This window comes from Hydrogenophaga sp. FW305-3-2-15-A-LB1 (assembly GCF_058787875.1).
In genome coordinates this window covers 24,083-49,866 of the sequence record NZ_JBYTAE010000041.1, presented here as the reverse complement: position 1 = coordinate 49,866, position 25,784 = coordinate 24,083, and the positions used below count along the sequence as shown (strand labels likewise).

The 25,784-nt window shown below is 59.3% G+C and carries 18 protein-coding genes and 1 pseudogene; 11 read left to right on the top strand and 8 right to left on the bottom strand.

Annotated elements, in window-relative coordinates:
- The first annotated feature begins 541 nt into the window (after positions 1-541).
- The 5 genes from AC3WPZ_RS14225 (at position 542) to AC3WPZ_RS14205 (ending at position 6,346) form a co-directional block, all read left to right on the top strand.
- Entirely contained in the window at positions 542-1,612 is a 1,071-nt protein-coding gene (locus AC3WPZ_RS14225; protein ID WP_492440185.1) for an ABC-three component system protein, read from the top strand.
- Entirely contained in the window at positions 1,600-2,085 is a 486-nt protein-coding gene (locus AC3WPZ_RS14220) for an ABC-three component system middle component 2 (protein ID WP_439606908.1), read from the top strand. The genes AC3WPZ_RS14225 and AC3WPZ_RS14220 overlap by 13 nt, the downstream gene beginning before the upstream one ends.
- Positions 2,086-2,091: 6 nt before the next feature.
- Positions 2,092-3,960 carry a P-loop NTPase family protein gene (locus AC3WPZ_RS14215; protein ID WP_492440183.1) on the top strand — a complete coding sequence of 623 codons (1,869 nt, stop codon included), beginning with the start codon at positions 2,092-2,094 and terminating at the stop codon, positions 3,958-3,960.
- 138 nt (positions 3,961-4,098) lie between these two features.
- Complete coding sequence (locus AC3WPZ_RS14210; protein WP_439606906.1) at positions 4,099-5,502, top strand: AAA family ATPase; 1,404 nt, start codon at positions 4,099-4,101, stop codon at positions 5,500-5,502.
- 16 nt (positions 5,503-5,518) lie between these two features.
- Positions 5,519-6,346, top strand: a complete 828-nt coding sequence (locus AC3WPZ_RS14205) for an HNH endonuclease family protein (protein WP_492440180.1) — start codon at positions 5,519-5,521, stop codon at positions 6,344-6,346.
- 81 nt (positions 6,347-6,427) lie between these two features.
- Here the strand turns inward: AC3WPZ_RS14205 and AC3WPZ_RS14200 are convergent, their stop codons facing one another.
- Positions 6,428-7,279, bottom strand: coding sequence for a nucleotidyl transferase AbiEii/AbiGii toxin family protein (locus AC3WPZ_RS14200; protein WP_492440178.1), 852 nt, complete (start codon positions 7,277-7,279; stop codon positions 6,428-6,430).
- A gap of 20 nt (positions 7,280-7,299) precedes the next feature.
- Positions 7,300-8,322, bottom strand: a complete 1,023-nt coding sequence (locus AC3WPZ_RS14195) for a type IV toxin-antitoxin system AbiEi family antitoxin domain-containing protein (protein ID WP_492440176.1) — start codon at positions 8,320-8,322, stop codon at positions 7,300-7,302.
- A gap of 281 nt (positions 8,323-8,603) precedes the next feature.
- Here AC3WPZ_RS14195 and AC3WPZ_RS14190 point away from each other — a divergent pair, with 281 nt between their 5' ends.
- Positions 8,604-9,797 (top strand): ATP-binding protein, encoded by a 1,194-nt coding sequence (locus tag AC3WPZ_RS14190; RefSeq protein ID WP_492440174.1) that lies wholly within the window; start codon positions 8,604-8,606, stop codon positions 9,795-9,797.
- A gap of 329 nt (positions 9,798-10,126) precedes the next feature.
- Positions 10,127-10,426 (top strand): YlcI/YnfO family protein, encoded by a 300-nt coding sequence (locus AC3WPZ_RS14185; protein ID WP_492440172.1) that lies wholly within the window; start codon positions 10,127-10,129, stop codon positions 10,424-10,426.
- A gap of 225 nt (positions 10,427-10,651) precedes the next feature.
- Here the strand turns inward: AC3WPZ_RS14185 and AC3WPZ_RS14180 are convergent, their stop codons facing one another.
- The 5 genes from AC3WPZ_RS14180 to AC3WPZ_RS14160 form a co-directional block, all read right to left on the bottom strand.
- A complete protein-coding gene (locus tag AC3WPZ_RS14180; RefSeq protein WP_492440170.1) occupies positions 10,652-11,101 on the bottom strand; it encodes a hypothetical protein in 450 nt (149 codons plus the stop codon).
- A gap of 222 nt (positions 11,102-11,323) precedes the next feature.
- Positions 11,324-12,535 carry a DUF3322 domain-containing protein gene (locus AC3WPZ_RS14175; protein ID WP_492440168.1) on the bottom strand — a complete coding sequence of 404 codons (1,212 nt, stop codon included), beginning with the start codon at positions 12,533-12,535 and terminating at the stop codon, positions 11,324-11,326.
- Positions 12,532-15,954 (bottom strand): ATP-binding protein, encoded by a 3,423-nt coding sequence (locus AC3WPZ_RS14170; protein WP_492440166.1) that lies wholly within the window; start codon positions 15,952-15,954, stop codon positions 12,532-12,534. The genes AC3WPZ_RS14175 and AC3WPZ_RS14170 overlap by 4 nt, the downstream gene beginning before the upstream one ends.
- The gene (locus AC3WPZ_RS14165; RefSeq protein WP_492440164.1) at positions 15,947-16,639 is read right to left on the bottom strand and encodes a DUF4194 domain-containing protein; all 693 of its coding nucleotides are present in this window, start codon (positions 16,637-16,639) and stop codon (positions 15,947-15,949) included. Before AC3WPZ_RS14165 ends, AC3WPZ_RS14170 begins: the two co-directional genes overlap by 8 nt.
- 33 nt (positions 16,640-16,672) lie before the next feature.
- Positions 16,673-18,163, bottom strand: coding sequence for a DUF3375 domain-containing protein (locus AC3WPZ_RS14160; RefSeq protein ID WP_492440162.1), 1,491 nt, complete (start codon positions 18,161-18,163; stop codon positions 16,673-16,675).
- A 391-nt stretch (positions 18,164-18,554) separates the two neighbouring features.
- Between AC3WPZ_RS14160 and AC3WPZ_RS14155 the strand changes: the two genes are divergently transcribed.
- From AC3WPZ_RS14155 to AC3WPZ_RS14145, 3 genes and pseudogenes are all read left to right on the top strand, one after another.
- Entirely contained in the window at positions 18,555-19,151 is a 597-nt protein-coding gene (locus AC3WPZ_RS14155) for a DUF6088 family protein (protein ID WP_492440160.1), read from the top strand.
- A pseudogene (locus AC3WPZ_RS14150) lies at positions 19,144-20,169 on the top strand (nucleotidyl transferase AbiEii/AbiGii toxin family protein). The gene AC3WPZ_RS14155 and the pseudogene AC3WPZ_RS14150 overlap by 8 nt, the downstream one beginning before the upstream one ends.
- Positions 20,170-20,345: 176 nt before the next feature.
- A complete protein-coding gene (locus AC3WPZ_RS14145) occupies positions 20,346-20,828 on the top strand; it encodes a helix-turn-helix domain-containing protein (protein ID WP_492440158.1) in 483 nt (160 codons plus the stop codon).
- 93 nt (positions 20,829-20,921) lie between these two features.
- Here AC3WPZ_RS14145 and AC3WPZ_RS14140 read toward each other — a convergent pair whose 3' ends face one another.
- A complete protein-coding gene (locus AC3WPZ_RS14140; RefSeq protein WP_492440156.1) occupies positions 20,922-22,352 on the bottom strand; it encodes a tyrosine-type recombinase/integrase in 1,431 nt (476 codons plus the stop codon).
- Between the two features lie 1,613 nt (positions 22,353-23,965).
- Here AC3WPZ_RS14140 and AC3WPZ_RS14135 point away from each other — a divergent pair.
- Complete coding sequence (locus tag AC3WPZ_RS14135; RefSeq protein WP_492440154.1) at positions 23,966-25,051, top strand: ParM/StbA family protein; 1,086 nt, start codon at positions 23,966-23,968, stop codon at positions 25,049-25,051.
- The last annotated feature ends 733 nt before the right edge of the window (positions 25,052-25,784 follow it).

Here is a 25,784-nt window from a genome sequence, read left to right as displayed (position 1 = left end):
TCGGGTATCTCAGTCCCGTACAGTTCGAGAAAGCTCAAGAAGCTTAGGTCGGTGTCAACGGAACCGGCAGCAGCCCAAGCTTCTGTCTTTCGATGTCCTTTTTCAGAGCGCGGCGGACCTCCGTTAGGGTCACTTGCTGATCTGGAGAGAAGTTCACCAGGCAGCGGCTGGACAACATCACTCGGATTCTCTGCGTTGTGGCCAAGTTACCCTCCATCTTTGAATGCTTGCCGCGCATCTTCATAGCGCTCGGTCAAGCTGAATATTCCATTCCTCGCGCAAGGATACCGGCTAGCCCCACGGAGCGGAGCCGCTAGGTTGTCTGTGCAGCCTGCGCTCAGCGAACTTTGGAAGCCTGGCGTAAAGATTGTTCGGCGCCCTGTTGCCACCTTGGCGCGAGTCTGCGCGAACCGCGATACGCTGCAAGCAGCTGCGCAAATGGTGCCACCAACCTCCGCTGCTTTGTTACACTTAGCCACATTAGCTGTGCCTGGGGAGGGCTGGGCGCGAAGTCACTCTTTCATCGAGGACGCCTGCAGAAATGGCATCAAAAGCCGAAGGTCGCCGCGCGCGCAAGAATCAATTTGGGGTGAAAGGCGGGGTGATTCCACCGTCTTCTCAGGTTATTCACTTTTCACCTGCGCAGTGGGAAGAGTTTATTGAGGCGGCATGCCGACTGCGCCCGCTGGAGGGCTTGGTTCGCTATGCCTTTGTCAAGCGCTTGGGGGGCGCGGGTGATGGTGGACGAGATGTTGAAGCGCGACTTGACACCACGCTCACTCAAGACCGATGGGACCTCTACCAAGCAAAGCATTACGCGACTGGGTTGACACCAACCAACGCCTTCCCTGAGTTAGCCAAGTTCTTCCAGCAACTGGAAGCCAAGACGTACCCTCGCCCACGCTACTACCTATTCTGTGCGCCCAAAGGTGTCGGCAATGATCTTGGCAACATGATCAACAACCCCTCCGAGTTCAAGCGGCGCTTTTTGAGCGATTGGAGGCAAGGAAAGACTGGATTCAAGGGCCGATCGGCTGAGCTGACAGCACCACTTTCGAAATTGATTAACGAGTTCGATTTCGCAAAGATCCGAGAGTGTCAAACGCGCGACCTCATCGAATGGCACGCGCTAGACCGCAGTGCGCATCACAAGTTGTTCGGTATGGAAGCACAGCGCCAAAATGACCCTGACGCACCTGCGTCTCTCAGTCCTGACGAGCATGTGTACGTGGAGCAACTGCTCAAGGCCTATGGCGAACAATGTGGGCAACTATTGACGTCTGACGATGTGATGGCACCTGGCAGGTACCAAGAACATTTTCAAGACCAAAGGACTCTCTTCTACTGCGCTGAGGGCCTGAAGATTTTCAGCCGCGACCTCTATGGCGAGGAAGAGTTTGATGACCTGCTCGCGATGGTGCGCAAAGGCATCAGGCCACTGGTGAACAGTCCCTCGCTGAGGACTGGCCTGGAGCGTCTAGACAAGGGGACCAGCGAAGTCTCAAAGCTCAGAGTTGACGACAGCGTACTCGCATCAAAACTCAGGCCGGGCGATCTGCCAGGCACGTGCCATCACCTTGTTAACAGAGGGCAGCTATCGTGGGTCAAGTAAAGCGCAAGGCCCCTGCAGCCTTTAACTCGCCATTCGAACTCGGCCTACGAATGGTCTATCTGCTGCAAGCGCTATCTCCACGCGGAGCGGACCTTCAAAAACTCGTGCTGCTCGACTACGCAGTGGTTTACTCGGCAGATCTCAATGGGCCAAGCAGTTTGCACACTCCGGTACCCTTCCGAGGCGCAGAGCTGCTTAGTCGACGCGAGCTCATCGAACAAGGCCTTTATCTGATGAGCACGCGGGGGCTCGTGACAGCGACCTGGAGCGAGCAAGGCATCACCTATTTTGCTGGTGACGTTGCGCGAACCCTGACGACCACGCTCACCTCTCGCTACTTGCGAGATCTCGAGAGCCGCTGCTTCTGGGTGGCAGAGCGATTTTCACATTCAGAGTCTCAGGAACTCACCACTGAGTTTGCCGCGAGCGGCCATCTTTGGGGCGCCGAGCTAGAGGCCGTCGTTCGCGATTGAGGAAACATGGCCATCATCCTGACCACTCTCAAAGCTGTTGGCGTCGACCGCGAGGATGCCGAGATTCCTTTCGACGCTAAGCGACAGGTCATCCGAGGCCCGAGCGAAACGGGCAAGTCCTATATCCGCGACTGCCTCTGGTACATGTTGGGCGGGGAGAAACCACCCAAAGGCATCCCCTTGGCGGAAGGCTATCAACAGCTGCAACTTCGACTAGCTGCCGATGGAAACCAGTATGAGGTTCGCAGAGGGCTCTCTGGAGGAGGCGAGGCCATCTACCACCGGCCCCTCAACAATCCTGATGCATCCGCTTTCGAACCGCTTGAAGACGATCTCGGAGATCTTCTCGTCAAGCTCTCCAAGGCCGCAGGAAAACAGATTCTGCGCAACCAAAGTGACCGCGGTCCCGTCACTGGAGACGACCTGCGTCATTGGTCCCTTTGGTCCCAAACAGAAATTCCTGGTGAGGACCCAACAAGTGGACAGGGATACGCGACCACCAAGCGCATCTCATCGTTCAATCTCTTTTTGAGTGGCACTGACGACGCCGCGATACAAGTCAATAAAACCAAGGCTGAGGTCGACCGCATCAAGGGGCAATTGACCTCCGCTGAAGCTGCGCTGGAGCGAACAAAGGCGGGCTTGCCCGATGACGTAAAGCGCGAGGATGTCACGGATGCACTTGAACGGGTAGACCGAACGCTGGCGGCAATGACGACTCAGTACGAGGCCCGCTCCACGCTGCTAAAGCAGATGAGGCGAGACATCGCGGACACCTCCGACGTCTTGACGCGCATTGCCAACGCACGCAATCATGCCAAGTCGATGGTCGCTCGCTTTGAGCTGCTGGAGCAGAAGTACTCGAATGACTTGGCGAGATTGGGGGCCACGAACGAGGGCGTAGCTTTCTTCCAGGAGTTGCCAAGCGTGCCGTGTCCTCTTTGCGGAACGCCGACGGAAATGCAGGTGGACCCGCAAGATCTCACGCCAGCCGCGCCGGCCAAATACCGAGTGGCAATAGCCGCAGAGGCCGACAAGATTCGCAGCTTGCGCTCTGGCTTGCTTTCGGCCTTGCTTCGCGAAACGCAAAGGTATGACACTCTGAGGGTTGAAGCAGAGCGTGTGGCCCAGCTCCTGAACGGCCTTCAGAGACAAGAGGCCCTCGCGATAGAAGGCTCGCGAATCGAATTCGATGCTGACCCGAAGACACTGGCTTTCCGTCGGAGCGATCTCACAGCTCAATTGGCGATCTTCGATGAGGTGGAGCGAGTGACCGCTGAAATCGCCAGGCTAAAGGCGTCGAGTGTGCGAAAAAGGCTGGTCGTCAACCGAGACGGTGGAACGCACGGACGTGCAGTCGCAGATCGCTCCAAGGCACTTCTTGAGTCGTGGGGCTTCGCGGACATTGAGAACATCGCGCTTGACGCAGAGGAGTGCGACCTTGTCATAAATGATCGCCCTCGCCTCAGCTACGGCGCTGGCCGCAGAGCGCTCTACTTGTCCTCACTTGTCATCGCGCTGATGGAGCATGCACTGCAGGAAGGCCATCCCCACTTAGGAGTGGTCGTTATTGACTCGCCACTAAAAGCCTACGCGGACCCAAGATTTCAAGAGAGCACAGATGTTCCTCTGGCGAGGGTGACCGACAAGTTCTACGCCTGGCTTTCGAACTGGTCGGGCAACGGCCAAATCATCGTCTTGGAGAACGAAGAGGTGGCCGATGCAACAGCCGAGATATTGAAGCCAATCGAGTTTTCGGGCGTGCCGGGGTTGGGACGGCCAGGCTTCTTTCCACACCGCGACATTCTCCGGTCCATTATGAGCCCGGGCCTTTTCGGTGATGCGCCCGGATCTCTCGGTTCCGTTGAAGACTAAATGAAACAGCCAGCCGATGCCGAGGACCTGCGCGTGCACAAGACGACTTACGGCGCCACTACCGTTCAAGTCTGCTTGGGCGCCCACCACGAGTCACAGTAGCTCAACCTCAAGGTCTCTTTCCATTTTGGAGCCGCCATGTACCTGAGACGAATAGAAATTGAGAATCTGCGCGCCATTCGAGAGCTCACGCTCGACTTCGGCACGAAAACGCAAACTCGCCGCTGGACCGTCCTACTCGGGGAGAACGGCTGTGGTAAGTCCACAGTCCTCAAGGCTATCGGCCTGGTACTCGCCGGATCTGATGCTTTGGCAGAGCTACTGGAGGACCCGGACGCTTGGGTGCGCAACGGCGCCAAGATCGCACGAGTGCGAGCGGAGATAACGACTGCCCAGGGAGAGACACGCAAACTTCTGCTTGAGATACATCGCGGTGACCGCCGCGACTCCGTCATACGCCGCAATCAAAAGGGTTTGGCTTTGCTGGATGCAGCAATCGACAAGGCAGACCGCAACTATTTCGTCGCTGGATACGGGGCGTTCAGGCGACCACCCGACCCTCTAAATTCATCAAAATCCGGGCGCCGTGCGCGCATCAGTCGGGCCGACAACATTGGCACCCTTTTCTCAGCTGCCTCCGAACTGATGAGCGTCGAACAATGGGCGTTCGAACTCGACTACCGAGAGGGGAAAGAGGGCCGCAAGGTAATTGCCGAAGCGTTGGGCTCACTACTGCCCGGGATGTCCTTCAGCCGCATCGACAAGAAGGAGTTCGCCATCTGGATGAACACGCAGGATGGAGAGGTCAGGCTACGCAATCTTTCTGAAGGTTATCAAGCGATGGCGGCCTGGGCGGGCGACATCTTGTATCGAATGACCGAGACTTTCAGCGACTGGAAATCGCCATTGCACTCTCGCGGTGTGCTCATCATTGATGAGATGGACTTGCATCTACACCCTGTCTGGAAAAGAAGCTTCGTCGACTTCCTCAACCGAGCTTTCCCGAATCTCCAGATAATCGCAACCACTCATTCACCTTTGTCGATCCAGCAATGTGGAGAGGGTGAGCTATTCGTCATCAAGCGCGAAGGGGCAAGTCCGCCCACTCTCATCGAGTTCAAAGGTGACCCGAGCAAACTGCGACTGTCCGAACTTTTCCTCTCGCCGCTGATCGGCCTGGAGACGCTGGACTCGCCAAAGGTTGCGGCCTTGCGCCAAGAGGCGCGCACCATTGAGCTCGCTCGAAGCAAGCGGTCGTCATCCGTCATCAAACGTCTCGACGAAATTGCACAGGAGCTCAAAGGCACGACCCCCCTGCCCTCTGCAGAAGTGCCGGCGCTTGCCTCTGCCATGGCGGTGCAGAGAACCCTCAGTCGCCTCCTGCCTGCAAGCCACGCGGCGCAACCCAGGCTGCGCGCGACACCGATGCGCTCGCCTGCACCAGCAAGTAAAGCGAAGCCGCGATCGACAGAGTCAACTACCAAGAAATCTGTGGCCACAAAGGCTGCAGTCAAGTCTGCAACCAAGCGCGCAGCGCCTTGAGATGAGGTGAGATCTCATGATTAAGCTCACCCGTACCAGGGACCAGATTCACCCGGACTTCACTGGAGAGAAACTTTTCTCCAAACTCGTCAACTTGGTGGCGGCCCGCATCCGGGACGGAGATTCCCTTGAATTCAAGGGGGCCCTTGGCGATTGGTCCAAGACCAAGAAAGTTCTTAAAACCGAAAGTTTCGGCAAGTGCGCCTACTGCGAATCAGACACGGAGAAGGTCGCACACGGCGATGTAGAGCATTTCCGGCCGAAATCAATCTACTGGTGGCTGGCCCTCTGTGTCGACAACTACAACTTCTCTTGTCAGCTGTGCAACCAGACCTACAAGAGCGACAAGTTTCCAGTGAGCGCCAGGATGCTGAAGGCACCCAAGCTTCCCAAGGCACTTCCAAAAGACGCTGCGCTCAAGAGGTTGATTGCGCGCATCTGCCCTGATCCCGCTACTGTCACCGACAGCGAGCTACTGAAGAAGTGGTTCACTGAGGACTCAGACCTGCCCAACCCGTATTTGGAGGATCCGGAGAAGCTGTTTGCTTGGGCAGTGTCAGAAGTCAACGAAGAAGTACATCTGGTTGCCCCTACCAACGCCAAGCCCCGTGCCAAGCGCGCGGTCAACGCTGCGGTCGAGTATCTCGGCCTGAACCGCGAGACACTTACTCGGAGCAGATTTGTTGTCTACAACGAGCTTCAGTTCGCGCTGTACGTGTGGCAACAGGGGACACGAGAAGCGAAGAACATCGCCAAACTCCAAGTCGAAAGAATGTGCCGATCTGATCGGCAGTACACAGGAATGGCGCGCTTCTTTGCGAAAGAAGCAGGATTTCCGCTCTAGGAGGTTTTGGGGGGTCCAGTTTCGATAATCGGTGTTTTCAACACCATCGACCAAACAACAGGCAAACGTTCGCCGGATTTCCTACTGCCACGGCAGTGAGCGGTACAGTCCCTGCACCCGGGCCATGGCTTCGTCAAAGTTCGGGAGATCGCCCGCGACATCGTCCTTGAGCCCCTCGTAACCTTGCCGTGCCATGCGCACGACCGCCTCGTCGTCCATCGACAGCGGACCGGGTTCGATTCCCTTGGATCGGCACGAGTCCACCAGCATGTGGTGAATGCTTGCCAGCTCCGGCGCTCCCAACGCATCGACCAAGTCGGGCGAGTCCAACAGCAGACACACGTCGTAAACATCCTGGCGACGGTTGCGCCTTCGAACCGGCTGCTGCAGCAAGGAGCGCAGCTTCTCGGCGACGATGTTGTGCAGGCTGTAGCTCTGGATGGTGGTGCCGCCATCGAGCTGCAGCACCTCCACCCCGAAGACAACCTCGTTGTAGCTGTAGTCGATTTCCACCACCTGAGCGGAGTTGCGAGCAAGAAGGCGTTTCATCGCACTCTCGCTGCCCATGTCGGCGTAGCCGATCTTCAGCGCCAGTGTCTGGTGGGTCTTGTTCTCGCCCCTGGGCTCGATCTTGTTGGACTGCACACGACACGCTGTCGCATAGGGCAAGCGGTCTGCAGCCGCCGCCAGGTGCTGCTCCAGGTCGGCGATCAGCTCTTGCGCCTCCAGGGCGACATAGGGCGCGGTCGTGGAGAAGTCGATGTCACGGGTGTAGCGCGAACTGTCGTAGCGGATGGCCATCAACAGTCCGCCTTTCATCACCATCCTGGCGTGCAGGTGCTGGGAGCGCCCGATGCTCTCCAGGATGATGTGCACCGCCTCCCGAAAACCTCTCTGGGGTTTGTCGGGGGCCTGCTGCACCCAGGCTTCCATATCCACCTCGTTCAACGGCCTCAAGTGCCCTCCCCGGCCAGGTCTTCTCCAGCCTGCCCTTCCCCGTCGCGGCCATCAGTCAACAACGAAGGCACATTGATCGACAGTTTCCAAGTCTCAGAAAACGTCGGGGCGTATTCGCCCTGGGGATCCAGCATGCGCGAGCCGCCCCGCTGTGCAAAGTCCTTCCAGCCGTCGATGCGCGGATGTTGGATTCTGCAAACCGCCTCCAGCAGGTAGCCAGCTCGCACCTTCTCGATGGGCTTGCCGTGACGATCGATCTCATCCAGGATGAGGGACAGGTACTGTGAGCCGTACTCGCGGTAGGCATCCACCACGTGCTGCATGCCCCCGCAGTTGTCGGGCTCACGCACCATGTCCAGAAACACCCTGCCGACCATGGCGACTCGGATGGACGGAGACTTGATGGCCTTGAATGCCCCGCGGCTGGAGCGCCGCATCAACTCGACACGCACACCCTCAACACGCTCGAAGCCCAAGTACCGCAACATCGGCAGCCTGGCTGCGCGGTGCACCGCCATGTGTTGGCCGAGATCCCTGGCCATCCTCTCTTGAGCCTGCTCTCTCCACTCCTTGTCTGGGGGGGTCGTCAGGTAAAGGATCTTGGAGAAGCGATCCGTGAGACCGTGAAACTCCATCGCACTGAGGTGGGTTACACAGGCAAATGGATCCACCGCACACGCGACCTCCATGGCGGAGGGCTTGGGGCGGCCAAACAACTGGAACACCGCCCCAGGCTTGAACTCCTTGGCCGGCGAGATCAGGTGAAAGGAACTCAAACGGTCAACAATGGCCTTGTACACGCCAGGCTCGATGGCTGCATCCGCAGCTGGCAGCGCTGCACACAGCAGAGCGCCCAGCTCATAGTCGGTGACGACCGGCCGCTCCCACGTCGCCAATCGGTCTGCAATGCCCTCTGCAGGAGCGATGACGGCTTTTGAAATTTTCTTGTTACCTGTCAATGTATGTAAAATTAACGTCCTGAGGACGTTAATTTTACATACATTGTGCTTCGATCGCAATATTGCTTGTTTGTGATGCTTACGTGGTTAGCCTAAAATCTGTCCTTAGGACAGATTTTAGGCTAACCACGCCACATGATGCTGGCCAAGCAACTCTCGAGAACGCTCCATCAGGATTTTCAACCACCCTCGCTGTCAGAGTTGATGACAGCATGACGTGCGCCATCGAGGAAAACCCCACCGACCGGCTGTACTTGGCTGGTTCGACGTAGCGTCACTCTTTTATTGACTTTTATTTTGATTTTGATAAATTATCCAAATCAAAATAAAACGGGATAAACATGATCGCTTACCCCCGCACCGCCCTGGCCGACGAACTGGTGCACCAACTCCAGGGCAAGACCGCCTTTGGCGACGCCCAGAACGGCCTGTTTCTGGCCGCGCCCCGGCGCACCGGAAAAACCACCTTCTTGCGTGGAGACCTGTGTCCGGCGCTCGAGAAAGCGGGCGTGGTGGTGGTGTACGTGGACCTCTGGGCCGATGCCACGCGCGACCCCGGGGTGTTGATTGCCGATGCCATTGGCCGCGCCCTGCAACCCCATCTGGGTATGGTCGCACGCACCGCCAAGAAGGCCGGGCTGAACAAAGTGAGCCTGGCCGGCTGGCTAGACGTAGACACCAGCCGCATCGGCAAGCTGGACGGACTGACGTTGGTGGACGCCTTGCGCGCCTTGCACGAAACCGCAAACAAACAAGTAGCGCTGGTGATTGACGAAGCCCAGCACGCGTTGACCAGCGAGGCAGGCGAGGCGGCCATGACAGCGCTGAAGTCGGCCCGCGACCAATTGAACCGGCCAGGCGTGGTGAACCTGATGCTGGTGATGTCGGGCTCGGACCGCGACAAGCTGCTGCGCCTGGTGAACACCAACGGCTCGCCGTTCTATGGCTCGCAGATCAAGACCATGCCGGCACTGGGGCAAGACTTCATTGCACACATCGTGCAGCTGATCGAAGCGCAGCGCCCGGAGTTGGCACCGGTGGACCAGGCCACGCTGCAGGCGGCATTTGAAGGCTTTGGCAGCAGGCCGCAGTTCTTCATGGAAGCGCTGGGCCAGGTGCTCAGCCCGCTGGCGGCGCTGACGGGCCGCTTTGAGCCCGCCATGCTGCAGGCCGCTGCGCAGCGCCAGCAGGACGATGAAGGCCAGATGGAATCAGATTACCTGGGCCTGAAGCCGCTGGAGCAGGCGGTGCTGTGGCGCATGCTGGAGCAAGGCCCTCGGTTCAGGCCGTATGACGCCGAAGCGCTGCGCTTCTACCGCGAGAAGACCGGGCGCGACAAGGCGGTGACACCGCAGCAGGCGCAAAACGCGCTGGAGTCCCTGCGCCAGCGCATGCCGGCGCTGGTGTGGAAATCGGCCCGAGGGGAATACGCCGTGGAAGACGCGGCCATGCACCGCTGGTACGAAACCCGAGCGATGGCCAGGACCTGGCCACCGCTGAGCAGGCAAGGCAATCTGCTGCAAGGCACCGAGTAGCCCGCCAGTGCACAGCAGTTACCCCAAACCGACGACACAAAAAGATCGGGAAGCATGTCATCAAAAAATGCCGACAAAACCGGCGCGCACCACCCGGCACCTGATGAAGTTGTTTTAGCAAAACATGTTCTCCTTTTCTGAAACTTGCGACACGTGTACGGATTCATGTCGTTTTCGGCGACATGAACGCCAGGACATGTCGCCGAATTGCAGTTTCAAGAACATAAAACCGCGCTCCAGTGCACCCCAAACAGGCATTGGTTGTGGCTAGCGCGGTGCAGGGTTGTTCCAAGGCTGGCCGTCGGAACACCCACCAAGTTGAAGCGCAATTGCAATACATTGCCATCATGAAGACCGCAACCATCCCGTTTGTTCGCGTTGATCCTGAGTTTCGCGCCGAGGTGGAGTCGGTGCTCGGCCGGGGCGAAACCCTGTCAGAACTCGTGGAAGCATCGGTGCGCGCGGGTGTCCAGCACCGTCGTGTCCAGGCGGAATTCATCGCGCGAGGCATGCGTTCCCGAGACGAAGCCCACCGCACCGGCGAGTATGTCAATGCCGATACCGTGATTGAGCAGTTGCAGCGCAAGCTCGATGAAGCGCGCAACCGCACCGCGAAAACCCAGGAGTGAGCTTTCGGGTTCGATTCACTCGCGGGGTTGAGGCAGATCTCGAGCGTCTCTTCGACTTCGTACCTGAGCGTGAGTTGGCGCGAGACGGCTTCAGATGCGGTCGTCACGGCAGTGTGTGATCAACTTGAAGACGACTATCACTGACCTGTAGCACGGCCATGATGCCGGCCGCTCTTCGAGGCTGCGGATGGAAAGCGAGGACGACTCTTGCATCAAAGCACCCGGTCACCCCGCCGTCTTTGGAAGCCGACGTGTACTGCCCTGCCACTCGAGGCCGTCGCCCTTGGGCACACGCATGAACCCTTGGTTCTTGAGCTTGAGACCATTCACCTCGTAGCCTTCGGTCTTGAGAAACGGCTTGTCAACTCCGCTGAACGAGGCGTTGACTGTGTAGCTGCATTTGACGGCCCCTTTGATCGCCTCTTCAGCCTTTGAGCCCATGAAGGCAGCCGCACGGGTCAGTTGCTCCATCTCCTTGCTGGATGGGGTTGTGCAGTCGAGGTCCGTGATTTCAACTGTGCGCAGCTTGACGTAGCCATTGCTAGCCGTCCTGGAGTGCCACGCCTTAACGTCTTCTGAGGAGGGGTAACCGTTCGATCCAGCGCCACATGCGCTCAGCACAGCTGCGACGCCCAATGTGGTCAGGCTCGAGCGGCAGGAGGAAATGATTCTCATGGTGGTCAATTGCTTTGGTTGGTTTATGAACAGAGGCGCACTCGGCTGCCTCTCTTCAGAATCTCAAACAAAGCATCGGAGTCAAGAGACCCAGGACAGATTTTCTTGTCGGTCATCGCTGGCCAACCCACTCGCTTCATCGGTGGGCCATGGACGTCAAGGCCAAGACCCTGCCACCCCAAATCGGCTGAGAAGGCCGGGTCATCGAGATCAGCACCAACCTCACGAGAACTGTGACGTCGTTCTCTGCAACTCCGAGGACATACGGTTGAGGTGAACTGAGAACCACCCAAATCCGATCCTCTCCTGCTCCAATCTCAACCTGGGTTGGATGCGATCGAAGCGCAGCTCGTCATAAACCGCAGCCTCCTCCACCGTCAGGCTCGACAGCTCGTGGCGTGCAGGCTCAGTCTCCTCGCCCCATTGCAAAGGATGTGCGAGCAGCGTCTCGCGGTCCATGAGGAAAGACAATGCGTGGGGAAAGTGGCCACGCAGCTGATGAAGGATGGCAAAGCCATGGGTATCGATGTCACCCCAGTAGTACAAGTGGCTTCGGTGCAGCCATGCAGCGCGCGCCAACGGTTCCCAGCCGTAGCCCGCACCAAACACAACGATGGCTCTCGCCACCGGCGGGAAGGCGAGAAAATTGGTCTCGTTTTCCGTGATGAATACGTGATCAACAGGCAGCGCGAGCGCAGCGAAGCTCGAAGCGTCCAGCGTGATGTCCGGCAACCCCTGGCAACCCGACAAGCTGGGCAGGGTTGGATCGAGCAATCGGAACCGGATCCGCACCGGCTTGTCCAGGAAGCCAAAACGGCGGGCGAACTGCGATGTCCCGCTCGCACTGTTGTCGATCACCTCGGGCGGCAGCGCCAAGTCCAACAGCTCGGTCAACACCCCCCGGTGGGCCTCGATGAATTTGCTGTCCACCCCGGGCGCGTCCACCTGCCGCAGGTAGACGCCGGGACGTGGATAGGCCTGCAGCCAATCAACAACCGCCAAGAGGCGATCCCACCGATCGATCAGATCCAGAGCCTGCAGCGGACGCCGGGACATCCAATCCAGCAGCCGGGGTTGCGCGATCGCGGTCCGTTGCCACATCGCCTCGAAGCGTTGTGCCTGACTGGTTTTGCCGATCAAAGCCAACGCCGACTGAAGTGTGTCGATCCAAACGGCAGACGGCAGACGCTGGCTTCCCTGTACCCGATGGTTCCAATCTCGCCACTCAATCCGCACATGAGGAGTGGCGGCGAAGGCACTCAACCAGTCCCGCACGGCCTCGAAGCGATCAGAGAGATCGCCTGCGCTGGGCACCTTCAGCGACAGACGTACGGGCCAGATCACAGAACTCGAAACCGAAGATCGCAGCAAGTCCCCTCGATCCCACAAGCGCTGAACCTGGGCGCGAAGGTCTGCCGTGTTCGTCCAGTTCATTTCACCGCGCCTCCAGCAGCTCTGATCTCGGCGCTTCCTGCTATCTGGCTTTCTCCCTGAATTTCCGCTTTCTGCGCGCGATACTCTTCGATCGACAGGCAGCGCAACTTGGAATCCCGCCCTCCTTCGTTGTGGACGAAGCCAACGCTGGCCACGAAAGGTTCGATGATGTGGATCTTTTGCAGTGGTGTCACGATCAGCAGTTGCAGATTGAGTTGCTGGAACAAGCGAAGTCCGTACTGCGCCGACTCGTCCGAGCCGCGCCCAAACGCCTCGTCAATGACGACGAAGCGAAACGACCGCGAACGCACGGCGCCCCACTCCAGCCCGAACTGGTAGGCCAGGCTCGCGGCCAGCACGGTGTAGGCGAGCTTCTCCTTCTGCCCACCGGACTTTCCACCCGAGTCGGAATAGTGTTCGTGCTCCACACCGTCAGCACGCCAACGCTCACTTGCAGAAAACAAGAATCCGTTGCGCACGTCGGTCACCTTGGCGGTCCAGCGCCGGTCGGCATCCGACAGTCCCTCTCGTCCACGAAATCGGTCAATGATCCCTTTGACCTGCAAGAACTTGGCCTCCGAATACTGCTCATCAGATGAGCCCGTGAGCGCACCCTCGGTACAGGCACGCAGATCCTGCTGGAAGTCACGGATCTCCGCATCAGGACTGGGCTGCGCCACCAGTACGATGAAGCGACCGGGGTTGTAGTCGATGACCTGAAGTGATCGATTGATCAGGTCAACGCGCTCCCTGATCGTCTCCCGCTCGCGGGCAAGCTGAGCGTTGAAGTTGGCGATTTCATTGATGGTGTTGACATTGAGGAGCTCCTTGAAGCGGGCTTCAAACCGCGGCAGGTCATCGCTCTTCAAACCATCAAGCATCCGTTCGTACTCGAGCAGCGCTGCCAGGCTCACATCCATCTCGACCGTTTCTGCCTTGAACTCCTCCTTGAAGCCACGCATGGCGTTCACGATGCGCTCGGTCAAACGTGCCAGGCGCTTGTCCTCCGCGTCGATGCGCTCCTGCAGCCATCGACGCATGTCCTGCTCGCGGTTGTCGCAGGACTCCACGGAGAGCTGATGCTCGCCGAGTGCCTGAACTCGCCAGTCGTTCAATCGATCAACCCGGGAGCCATCGAGCGGCACGGCATCACAGACAGCACTGGCCAGATTCCGCAAATCTTCGGCCGCCGTGTGCTTGGCTCTTACTTCGCCGCGCTTGCCCAACGCATCGCCATGCTTGGTCTCTGTTTCGCTCAGTCTGACCTGAACCTCTTTCAACTGGCGGCCCAGCTCCTGCAGGGTGTCCGACGCAGCTTCAAGTCGCACGTGCTCCTCTGCGAGGGTCGCGATCTGTCGCGCCAGGCTCATCCAGTCGATGTCTGCGAATCGCGAGAACTCCTCCAGGCGGGCCAGCGTCTCCAGTCGGCCATTCAGCTCCGAGCGTGCATCGCCAATCTCACCCATGCGCTGGCCCAGTGTGGCAAGCTTGTCTTCCAGGCGCTCGCGCTGGTCACGCAAGGCCCGCAACTTGTCAGCGTTGCTCCAGCCCAGCACGTAGCGGCTGCGGTCGTCGATGCGGCTGCGATCGTCCTTCTCGTGGCGGCCTGACGGATCCTTGATCTGCCCCGAGCGTGTGATGGCGCGTGTCTCGCGGCGAAACTGCTCCCCCGAATCGCAACAGGCCACATCAAAACGATTGCGAAGTTCCTGCTCCAGCCACTCGTAGTGCGGCGAATCGGGTTTAACGACGAGCTTTCTCACCAGCGACTGCGGATGAAGGCTGGCACCCTGTCCAGGCTTCTTCGGTCGCACATGGAAATACACCAGGCGCGCGCCCAGGTGCTGCCTGTCCACCCATTCCGCAACAGCCTTGTAGTGCGCGTCCGGCACCAGCAACGCGACGCCGAAGCCTCGCAACAGCCGCTCCGCGGCACCCTCCCACTCGCGCTCGTCCTCGCGCACCTGGATCAGCTCACCCGCGAAAGACAGGTCGCCTTCGTCAATCGAGAGTGCGGCGCACAACGCATCACGGATGCGAACCTGGGCAGCATCAATATTGCTCCTGCGCCGCTGAAGGCTGTCGATCTCCTCGGACAAGGCTGTGTGCTCTTCACGTCCCTTGCGAAACGCAAAATCCTCCTCGCGCTCGCGGTTGTCCAAGTCTGCGATGCGTTCGCGCAAGCCTTCCGCGCGAGAAGCGATGGCTTGTTGCTGATCGAGAAACATTGCCTCGTCGGTTGGCGATATCTCGTCAATGCGAGCCAGCAATGTGATGTGGCGATCGGCCTTCTGCTGGCGCTGAGCTTTTTCTTGCTCCAAGCGGCGAATGTCGGCGGCCAGCTCCTCCAGGCGGTTGCCACCGTTCTCACGCAAGGCTCGCTCCAGCTTCGCGATTTCCGATCGCTCGGTATCGCGCTGGGCGCCCAAACGTTCGAGCTGGACATCAAACCGGGAGGCGTCCTCTTCAAGCAGCTCCAGCCGCCGATCCAACAGCTCCACCTTGAGTCCTGCGAAATACGGGTGCAGGGCGTCTCGCCCATCGCGCCAGCCCTGGATTTCCGAGTCCAAGGCACTGTGGCGACGCCCGTCCTCGACCAGGGGTGTCAGCAGCTCAACCTGTCGTTTGGTCTTGAGCACCGCTTGATGGGCGCGGTCCAGGTCGTCAAAGTGGCGGATCAAGGCCTCGATGCGGCTGCCGACATCAAACGGCTCCAGCATGTGGCTGCGCACGAAGTCGGTGAGGTTGCCCACCGATTTCATCGAGACTGTCTGGTGAAACAACTCCAATGCCTGCTCGTGCTCAATACCAAAACGGCGACGGAACCAGGCGCAGTAAGGCGGAAAACTGTCGAACAACTCACAGCCCGAAGCGCGCAGTTTTTTGCGCAAGGCGGAGATGTCGCTGCCGAAGTGGGCGAAGTCCTCAGCGATGTTCATCGCTCGCTCGGTTGCCACGAACAAGCGAGCGGGTTGGCCTTGAGGATCCTTCAACCAGAACACTTGGGCCAGGGTCACCGCCTGGTCATAACCCTCGTTGCGGAAGACGCCCAGGATGACCGAATAGCTTGACGCATCGCGCAGCGCCACGGGTCGGGCGCTACCGGTGACCTCGTTGCGCTCGCTCTTGTAGTGACCAAGCACGTAGGAGCGCAGGCTGCGCTCGCGAGCATCCGCTCCTGCAGCCTTGTTGTAAGCCACGCGGTGCGCAGGCACCAGCAACGTGGTGATGGCATCGACCAATGTGGACTTGCCCGAACCAATATCGCCAGTGAGCAGGCCGTTGCGACCTTCGAGGTTGTATCGCCAGACCCGCTTGTCGAAGGTGCCCCAGTTGAGCACCTCCAGTTGATGCAAGCGAAATCCTACCCGGGTGTTGTCGTCCACAAAATCCAGTGACAGCGAAGGCGACTCAAGCATCGGCCGCCCTTTCGGTCTGGGGCTTGCCAGGGACAGCGCCGGCCAGCGCCGTGCGGTAAACCTCCAACCGCGCGTCGAAGTCGGCCAGCCACTGCGCGTCGACAAAGGCTTTCAGAATGCGCCGCACTTCGTAGTTCCCCCTGTCCAGCCCGCTGCCGGCTGCGGGTTTGAGCCGACGCAGAAAGCCCAGATCGACCACCTTCGTGATGGTTGCGTCCACTTGATCGATAAGCCGAGCTTCGTTCGTCCCATCAGGCAAGAACACCCGCATCAGCTCGGACATCTCGTCGCGCGATAGAACCAGGCGGGTGTCGCCTCCTCCGGCGTCGAACTCTGCCATGCGCTTTCGCAGCAACGCCAGCATCAAGCTCACCGGGTAGGACAGGGGGCGCCGCGCGACGAGCCGGGGCAACCGAGGTACGCCCTCCGACTCGTCTGGGTCGGGGCGGCTCTTGAGAAATGCGTAACCCTCGGCTTCATCAAGAACCAGGTCGAGCAGGAGCACCGCTGCTTGTTCTCGCACCCGCGCCTGCAAACGAAAGAAGCTCGCCCACAACCGCTCATCATCCTCACGGTAAAGCACTCCCTTGAGCAGGTGCACCATCAGTTGCGTCAACTCGGGCACAGCCGGCAAAGTGGCCAGTGGAGCACCCTCCGACGGGCTCTCGTGCAGCGATTCAGTCATGTTCCTCTCCCTTCCAAGCCACGACGACGGACGTCATCGCGTGAAGATCACACGGGGCAGACGCGCCTCGCGCGTCACCGGTTCACCCATTGGATTGCTCGCCATCCACCGGATGGGCTCTTCAACAGTGTCGTCAACAACAGCACGCAAGCCATCCACTGATGCTGCGCCACCGCCAACGACGTCACCGTCGTGGGCCAACTCCAGATAGGCAACCAATTCGGCCAGTCCTTGTTGTAGTGGCTCGTCGTTGATCAACTCACGCAACGTGATCTGCGCCCGCACTCGAAGCGCTTGCTGGACCGTTGCACGCAGGCGCGCCTTGTCCACAACGATCTGGTCGAACAATCGAGCGGTGTCGATGTCGCCTTCTGCTGGGTCCACCTCCAGCGCGAGATCAGCGAGACGCGGCTTCACACTCAGCGTGAACATGGGTCGTTCCAGTGGCAGCTCAACGTCTGCCCCCATCGCATCGATCGTCATCAAGCCAACGGTGGGGGGAGCAGTCCGCAGTGCCAGCACCTTGCTCTCAATGCCGTGCAGCAAGTCGAGGATGCGCCGATTCTCCAGAAAGGCCCGGTCGTCCAGAAAACGGCGCAGCTGTTGCGACAACTGAGCCACGGTGCGCTGCGTGTGTTCGCCGGCTTCAAGCCAGTCGTGGTGCACGCGGCGGGTGCGCGGCTCGGGTTTCAACGCAGCCACCACGGGTAGCGCCAGTATCTGATCCAACCGCGCTGAGAGTTCCTCCTGACGGCTGCTGGACATGAGAAAGTCCCAGAAAGCGCGGAAACTGCGGCCTTGGTCCGAGTCGCCAATCGCATCGCGCTCGCCCATGATCTCGTCGAGCAGCGCTCCTTTGGAGCCTTCCCAGAGAGCAATCTTCTCGCGCACCTTGCGATCGAGCAGGCGAAAGTTGTGCTCCACCTCGCGGAAATCGGAGAGCAGTTCTCGGGCGATCTGTTGAAACTGCTGGAAGCGGTCCTTGACCGCAGTGTCGTCCAGCACGGGCGCATCGCCCGCCAGAACGCGAGCGATTTCCACATCGAGCTCATCCCGCTTCTTGCGCAGGTCGTCGACGCGTTTGATCGGATCAATCTCGGTGCCAGCGCTGATCTGCTCCAGCAGTGCAAACAGCGTCAGCAGGCGTGACTCGGTTCCCACAAACGCCCGTTCGGTGAGCGACCCCAACCATGCAATGGCTTTCTCGGTGGCCGGTGTCAGGTCGAATTGCGCCTCGTCGGTACCGGGCTTGTAGAACTTTCTCAGCCAGCCCTTGTCGGCAGCAGCCCAGTCGTTGAGGTACTCCGAAGCACCTTTGGGATAGGTCTCGGATCCGAGTTGCTCGCGCAAGACAAAAAGTTCGTCCTCCAGTGCCTCGGCCAGGTCGGCCTCGCTGATGACGCGCTCGTTCGGCGCCACGAAGACCCGGTGCAGGAAGTTGGCAACCAGCGGCGCATGCGGCGAGGCCAGCAACCTCCAGGCGGGGTGGCGGTCCCGGAGCGTGACGAGGGTGGCGTGGTTCACAGCGGTCCACTCACGGGCTCAATCCTTCAACAGGTGTCATGGTCGCAATTTCGATGGGGTCCAACCTTGGGCTGCGAATATTGCCAAAGTATCCCATTGCCCGATCAGACACTTGCTTGCAGCCATTGAGGCAACGAAGTCGTGCACATCATCTCCATCGTGGGCGAGGGAAATGGTCGGAGGCGCTTGATGAGCAGGTCTCTGCCGCAGTGACTGGGCTGGCACTGGGGCGGCTGCGCAGCCCGATCAAAGCCGCCAAACGTGGGATGGCCAGCATCCAAAGCACCCCCGTCGCTGCACGGCCCACCGAAACGCAAGCAGCTTTCAGGACAACGAAACGATATTCTTGGTGTCAGAAACTGAAACTCCTTTCTGATAAACTGGTTTCACTATGGTCACGCTCCCTGAGTTCATCCTGCTTCACGCAGAGTCCCTGCCCGAGGGAGGCGTGTTGTCGCCCAAGGAGTTTCTGCACATGGGAAGCCGCGATGCGGTCGACCAGGCTTTGTCTCGCCTCACCAAAGAGGGCAAGCTGTTGCGTGTGGCGCGGGGCACGTACGTCATGCCTGTGTCCAGCCGGTTCGGAACGCGTGCGCCCTCACCAGAAAAAGTGGTCCAGGCCCTGGCCGCCCAACATGGCGAGGTCGTGTCGCCTCACGGAGCCAATGCGGCCAATGCACTGGGGCTGACCCAACAGGTGCCGATTCGCGAGGTGTACCTGACCTCGGGACGCACCCACCATCTCAAGCTCGGCCGCTCCGAGGTCATGGTGAAACACGCACCTCGCTGGATGCTGGCGCTTGGCCCAGGTCCAGCCGGCTCCGCCGTGCGCGCTTTGGCCTGGATGGGGCCCTCCCACGTGAGCGAATCGCTGAGCACCCTGCATCGCACGCTGCCGCCCGCCGAGTGGCAGGCACTGACTGCGGCCCGAGCGGCGTTGCCCTCCTGGATGGCCAGGGCCATCGGCGAAGAGACGCTGCGTGGCTGAGCGCTACTTCGACTTGAACAAGGAGGACCAGAACGAAGTTCTGGAGCAGGCCCGGGCGAGGACGGGCAGACCTGCCCATCTGCTGGAGAAGGACCTGTGGGTCGTCTGGACGCTCGGCGTCTTGTTTGAATCGCCGTTTGCAGCCGACCTCACCTTCAAGGGTGGCACATCGCTGTCCAAGGCGTACAAGATCATCGAGCGGTTCTCCGAGGACATCGACCTCACCTAGGACATCCGCAAACTGATCCCGGATCTCACCGGTGACGGGTACTTTCTCCCGGCAAGCCGCAGCCAGGCCAGCAAATGGAGCAAGGCCGTCAGGGATCGGCTCCCCGACTGGATCGGATCGACCGTACAGCCCCATCTGCAGGCAGCGCTTGAGCGCGAGCGACTTGAGGCAACGCTGGAAATCGCAGGCGCGGAGCACGACACACTCCAACTGCACTACCCGGCAATCAAGCAGGGCACTGGGTATGTTTCACCCGTCATCACGCTGGAGTTTGGTGGCCGCGCCACTGGGGAGCCGCATGGCGTGCTCCCCATCACCTGCGACATGGCCGGTCATGTCGATGGCGTGTCGTTCCCCCAGGCACTGCCGCAGGTGATGGGTGTGGCACGGACCTTTTGGGAGAAGGCGACAGCGACACACGTCTACTGCGCGCAGGGACGAATCCGAGGTGAGCGGTACGCGCGCCATTGGCACGACCTGGCGGCCATCATGCGCAGTGAACACTTTGATGCTGTGATTGCTGATCGCGCCGTGGCTCGGGAGGTAGCGGAACACAAGTCCTGGTTCTTCAGCGAGAAGGCCGCCGACAACAAGACCATCAACTACACCTTCGCCGTCCTGGGCGCGTTGCGGATCGTGCCCGAGGGGGGCGCACGAGACGCGCTGGCCGCTGACTACGCCAAGATGCTGGAGGACGAGGTCATGGTGGGTGATGCCCTGCCCTTCGATCAACTGATGCAGGCCTGCGCCCAGGTGCAGGCTCGGGCCAACGCTGCCGCTCGGACCTAAGTCGAGTCGATCGATAGCGGCACACAACGCAGATACGACCAAGGTGCAGATTCAGGGCGCCCAAACGAATTGGTGTTGAAAACACCCATTATCAATACCGACTAGCCGGCGAGAAAAATGCGCCGGCTTTCATACAAGTATGGGATGCAGCGCGGGCTCTGTCGTACGATGCGGGCATGACCACCTTTGCCGAAACCCTCAAAAAAGAGATCGCCCGCGTGGCCCGCAAGGAACTGCGCGAGGAGATCACATCGCTGCGTAAGCTCAGCACGACCCAGCGTTCCGACCTCTCGGCCTTGAAGAAAGAGGTCAAGTCGCTTCAGTCGAGTCTGAAAAAACTGGAGAAGTTGCGCGTGGCGCCCTCCTCCTCAGCCTCCTTGGCCAAACCTTCACGGACGACCAAACCATCTCCCGATACACCCCGGGGGAAACCAGGCCGTAAAGTGACGTTCACTGCGGAGCGTCTGAAAGCCCAACGCTCCCGACTCGGCTTCACCCAGGAACAAATGGGGCAACTGCTGGGAGTCTCAGCCTTGTCAATCTGGAAATGGGAGTCAGGCGGCGCCGCGCCAAGAGCTGCACGTGTTCCTGAAATTCTGGGGAAGATTGCAATGGGCAAGCGTGAAGTCTTGTCGCTCATTGAACAGCACGCGGCCTAAAGAACCCGCTTTAGGTCGAATAAATGCGCTCTGAGAACTAGGCATCGTGCATCACCATACGGTGGGCAGGATTGCACCTGCCCACCTTCTTCATCAGCGCAGAGACACCTCAACACCGTTCTCAGGCTGAACGCCGCCGCCCAAGAGCGGGGCTACGAGAACGCGGCCAGGAAGCAACTTCTGAAGCAGCGCGTGGACATCTTTGAGCACGTCCAACTTGACGCCCTCGTCAAGGTTAACGGTGAGAACGATGCGCTCGCTGTGGGGCATGTCGATACCCAATGCGGCACGCCCAGTCAGCCACGCACGCTCCACACCAAGCATCAGCAAACCCGTGGCGACGCCGGGCGTGTTCTGAAACATCTCGATCCGCTTTTCGATGCGCAGCTTTTGCTGCTTGCTCATCATGGAGACCGAGCTGAGATAGGCCGTGGAGATGTCCTTGCGCCAGTGGCCCAGAGCCTCTGACACCTTCTTGTACGCGTGGTCAACCAGTTCACGGTTCTGTTTGAACCACGCTGGCGTCTCCTCACCCTCAGCTGGCGGGCGGTGGCCGGTGATGTCTTCGAACATGTCTGCTGCGAACTGGTGACGCAGGCCGTGACTCGAGACCCCCATAGCCTTCTGGTTGATGCCGTACTTGCGCAGCACGTGGTAGTACTTGGTCCGCGCCTCTTCCATCGTCATGCGCTCGTAGCCCATCTCACCTTTGTTGTTGTGCTCATCAGCCCAGGCGCGCGCGCGCTCAAGAACATCGCGCTGTTTGGCTTGCTTCACAGGATCCTTCATGAAGGGCACAAAGCGGCCCGCGCCACCCTTCGTGCCAAGTTTGATTGCAATGCCATCACGGCGCTCGGCCTCACGCGGGCGAAAGCTCAGCGCTTCTTTGACACGCAAGCCGAAGTTCAGTTCGAGCTCAAACAGGATGGCCTCCTGAGGGTTTTCGATCGCGACAACTTCGATGATCGCTTGGGCATCCACCCCGGCAGCCTTCCAGCTCTTGCTGCCATGGGTCACCTGCGCACAAGTGACGGCGGCCTTGTCCACGCCTTTCGCGGCAAGTGCTTCGTAAAGCTCTTCCCGCTTCGGAATTGCACCAATCTTGCCGATGAGCTCACAGAACTTACGAATCACGCTCAGCTTGTTGGTGATCGTTTTTGCCGTATGACCCAGTTCGTTGGCCCAGTATGCAGTGAGCGCCACAGCGTGACGCTGTCCGATTTCGTCAATGCGCTGAATGGGCATGTTCAGCGTTCTCAAATCCTGGATCAGATTCTTCATGGTGCTTCCGAACGCTGTTAGCGTCTTCTCCCCGACGTTGCGCTTGCGGCCGGTTGAAGACTTGAGGGCCAGGTTCCGCAGGAAACACACCATCTGCCGCAACGGGTCGTTGGGATGTGCCTTGATCGCTTCTAGCGCGCGTGGATTTTCGCTTCCCGGCCCTCCCGTGGTGAGTGTTTCGGCACGCGACTTCGCTCGGGATTCGCGACGTTTTCCGCGACCATTGCCAGATTTTTTCGCCATTTCTCTTTCTCCTGTTGTGACTTGCGTCGTGATGAGGGCTAACACCTGCGGGCGCCCTACGCACCCGCATGTCTAAACCTTCAGGCAGGCCCAAACCGCCAGATCGCTCTGGCTTTTCGTTTGTCTTTTTGCTACTGGTCGCCCGGTACAAGGCCCCTGGGCAAGGCACGTCAGTCTTCGGTGGTTTCCGTTTTTCGTTAGCAAGCTGTCCTGTCGGCACAGGTGGAATCCCCGTGTGACCCCCATCCTTTTTTGATGGGCACCCCGACGCATGGACATCGTCGGGGGGGTACTGTCTTGTTCAGACAGAGCCTTGTGGGTAGGCTAGACCAGAGCAGTTATTCACTACCCAGGTGAACTCACTTCACCGCCAGACTGATTTGGCGGCGTTGTCCTTTGCAGCTTGTCCAACCTGCCCCTTTTTAGGCCCTGAGGGCTCCCGGCAAACGCGCCAGGCGGGAGGTACTTGTGACGAACCACCCGCAGGTAGTCGTCAGTGCAAAGTCAAAACGTGAGTTGATCTATACGCTTACGCGTCCGCACCCGCTCCGTAGCTCAGAGCGTTGGCTGGCGGCTTCCAAGAAGGAAGGCCTGGTTGGCTTGCTGTGGGCAGTCCCCATTCGGGGTCGCCACTTCTGAACCGCGTCGCGGGCTCAGCAGCTGGTCGTTATTCGACCTGTTTTGCGGCGCTCCATACAGAGCACCGTCTTGGTTTGCGACTTCCAACGTGGGAAGTCGGCTTGTTGCCTTAGGACACTCATGGTGAAGCGTCGGTTAGCGGTTTTCCCTGTGTAGGGAGTGGGACATCACTGGGATGTCTAAGTACCAGAGGTACAGGTGAGCGAATAGTAGATGCTGTTTGCAGTCTTGTCTTGTGATGCGGACCAGTTGGGGATAGGTACCGCTCAACGCAGTCTGCCCGAGCCCTTGTCCACAGATGGCAAAACACTCTCCCGCAGCGTGTCACTCATGCCAACGGGCAAAAAAGTCCTTTCAGATCAGAAGCCTTCATATCACTCTGGTTGCCACCACTCCTGCAGACACCCCAAGTGGGTTGTTTGAAAGTGCCCTGTTGATATCTCGCCGTCAACACGACACTTGAACGCGCAAAACGATCCGTCGATTGAGGAAACAAGAAATGGCAGCCCTGCTCCTAGCTCCCTACATAAATGGAGCCACCTGATTGCGCGTTTCGACAAGATGGTTCACGCCGCAGTGAGGTGCGATTCTTTGGCTGACCCACACGTTGTGACCGTCCATGGCCACCCGTGGCCTCACCTTCGAAGAAACCAGCTTCAGCCCCGCGCGCGCAATGTGCGTCGAAGCCGCCACTGGCCTGCCATGGCCTCCTGCGGCCCCTACTGTGACTTGTTGTAGGGACCCGCCTCCCACGCGAACACTTTGTGGTCGCCAATGGCCTCGGGTGGCCCACCCTGGCCAATACAACAGCGTGGATAAGGGTCGCCTCGCAAGAGTTGCAGTTTGTGGCCTGCACTGGCCCGACTTGGCCTCCCGTGGCCAACAACTGGTCCGCATCGCTTGCAGAGGTGCGAAGGCCCCAACAGAATTCCCAGCAGCACAATTTTGTGCAGGCAAGAAACCTGGAGAGACCTATGAAACGCGACGCACATCTGATCACTGTTCCCGCACGAGCCATCGACGTGGGCTACGCCAATACCAAGTTCACCTGTGGCCACAAGGTGGCACGAGGTGTCCCGATCATCCATGCGGACCTGTTTCCGTCGATCACCGCCACCTTGCGGGCGGGCGCCACTTTCCGACATGCACCCGGCACCCTTGGGGCCGACGGATGCATCAGCGAAATCGATGGGGTGCCACACTTTGCCGGTCGTGGGGTCGAGATGCACCTCAAGGGGCTCCAGCCACGCCACGTCATGAAGGACTACTGCACCTCTCCCTCCTACCTCGCGCTCATGCGGGGGGCTATGCACTACATGCTGGTCGATGAAGGCAATCCGAAAGAGATGACGATTCAGCACCTGACCGTAGGACTCCCCCTCAACACCTTTGACGAATACGAGAACCACCTGCGCGAGCTGGTCATCGGTCGGCACGCCGTGACCAGCCCAGATATTGAAGTGGGTGCAAGGCACGTAACGGTGCTGAACGCCTCCGTCATGGTGCAACCCCTCGGAGCCCTCTACTACTACGGCCTCACACACAAGGACTTCGAGATGAGCGGGTGGAATCTCGTGGTCGACGTGGGCGGCGGAACGATTGACTTTCTGGCGGCCTACGACAAGGTACCCAACTACGAACGCTCGGGTGCTCATCCAGAGTCGATGCTGGCGTGTGCGTACGAGGTGGCCAAAGCGATCCATCCGGACCTGAAGAACCAGTACGGTGTCATTCAGGCGATTGACATGGCCATCCGCGACAACCGTGAAACCGTTCGCATTGGTGGCGAGGACTACGAAATGGCCCGCTACAAGGGTGCCATCAACGAGGTCCTTCGACGTGGATATGAGGCGATGCTCAACACGGCAGGCGCCTTGAACGACTTCGACAACGTTTTGGTCTGTGGCGGCGGTGGCGCGGTGTTCTTTGAGTTTCTCCGCGCACATGCGCCTGAGCTGCGCCGTCGCCTGAAGATGGATGGTGGCTCAACCTTCTCCAACGTGCGCGGTTTCCAAGTAGTGGCCGACTACTCTGCGAACGAAGCCTCCGCAAACCGTTGATCAAACGGAGCACACAATGACGCAGCGAAAACGATCAAAAAATCCTGGCGAAGTTCTGCGGGTCCGGCTAACCATTCCCCCCGATGGGGTCGGGGTCCTGGACTATCTCAAGGGGATCAGCCCAGCAGGACTCAACATGGAGATCCTACAGTTGGTTCATCTGGGCTACCAGTTCCGAATAGTCATGAACCGTGGGGGCTTACCACTCTTCGGACAACACCCCACGCCAGCTGCAGTGGAAGTCCCATTGACTCCTCGGGCTCCATCGATTCCCCTCGGCGCCCTAGAGAACATCCAGGTCAATGCTGCCGAGCCTTCGGACGAAGGTGCACAAGTTGCCAGCCCTTTTGCTGCAAGTTTTAAGACCATGTTTGCGCCAGCGTACGAACGCACAAAGAATAGAAAGGCTGTAGCCTGACTAGGGCCATGAGTGGGAAGAAGAGGCAACGCGATCACCCACCAGCTCAATCAGCAAGAGTTCTAGATGATGTGAACATTTCAGAGGGACTCTTCATCACGAGCCATCTGCTCTCGCTCACGCCGCATTTCCTCTTTGAGCTCGGCGCTCGCTCCGTTCAGCCAACGGATTCCACATATGGCCACCAAGATTCCCACAGCCATGAATATTTTGAGCAAGTCTGGCGCCGTCATTTGAACTCCTCGTTGAACGCAATCATTCCAAAATATTCTAGGCGCCCATGCTCAGAAAGCAAGCTGAGCGCTGCGGAAAAGC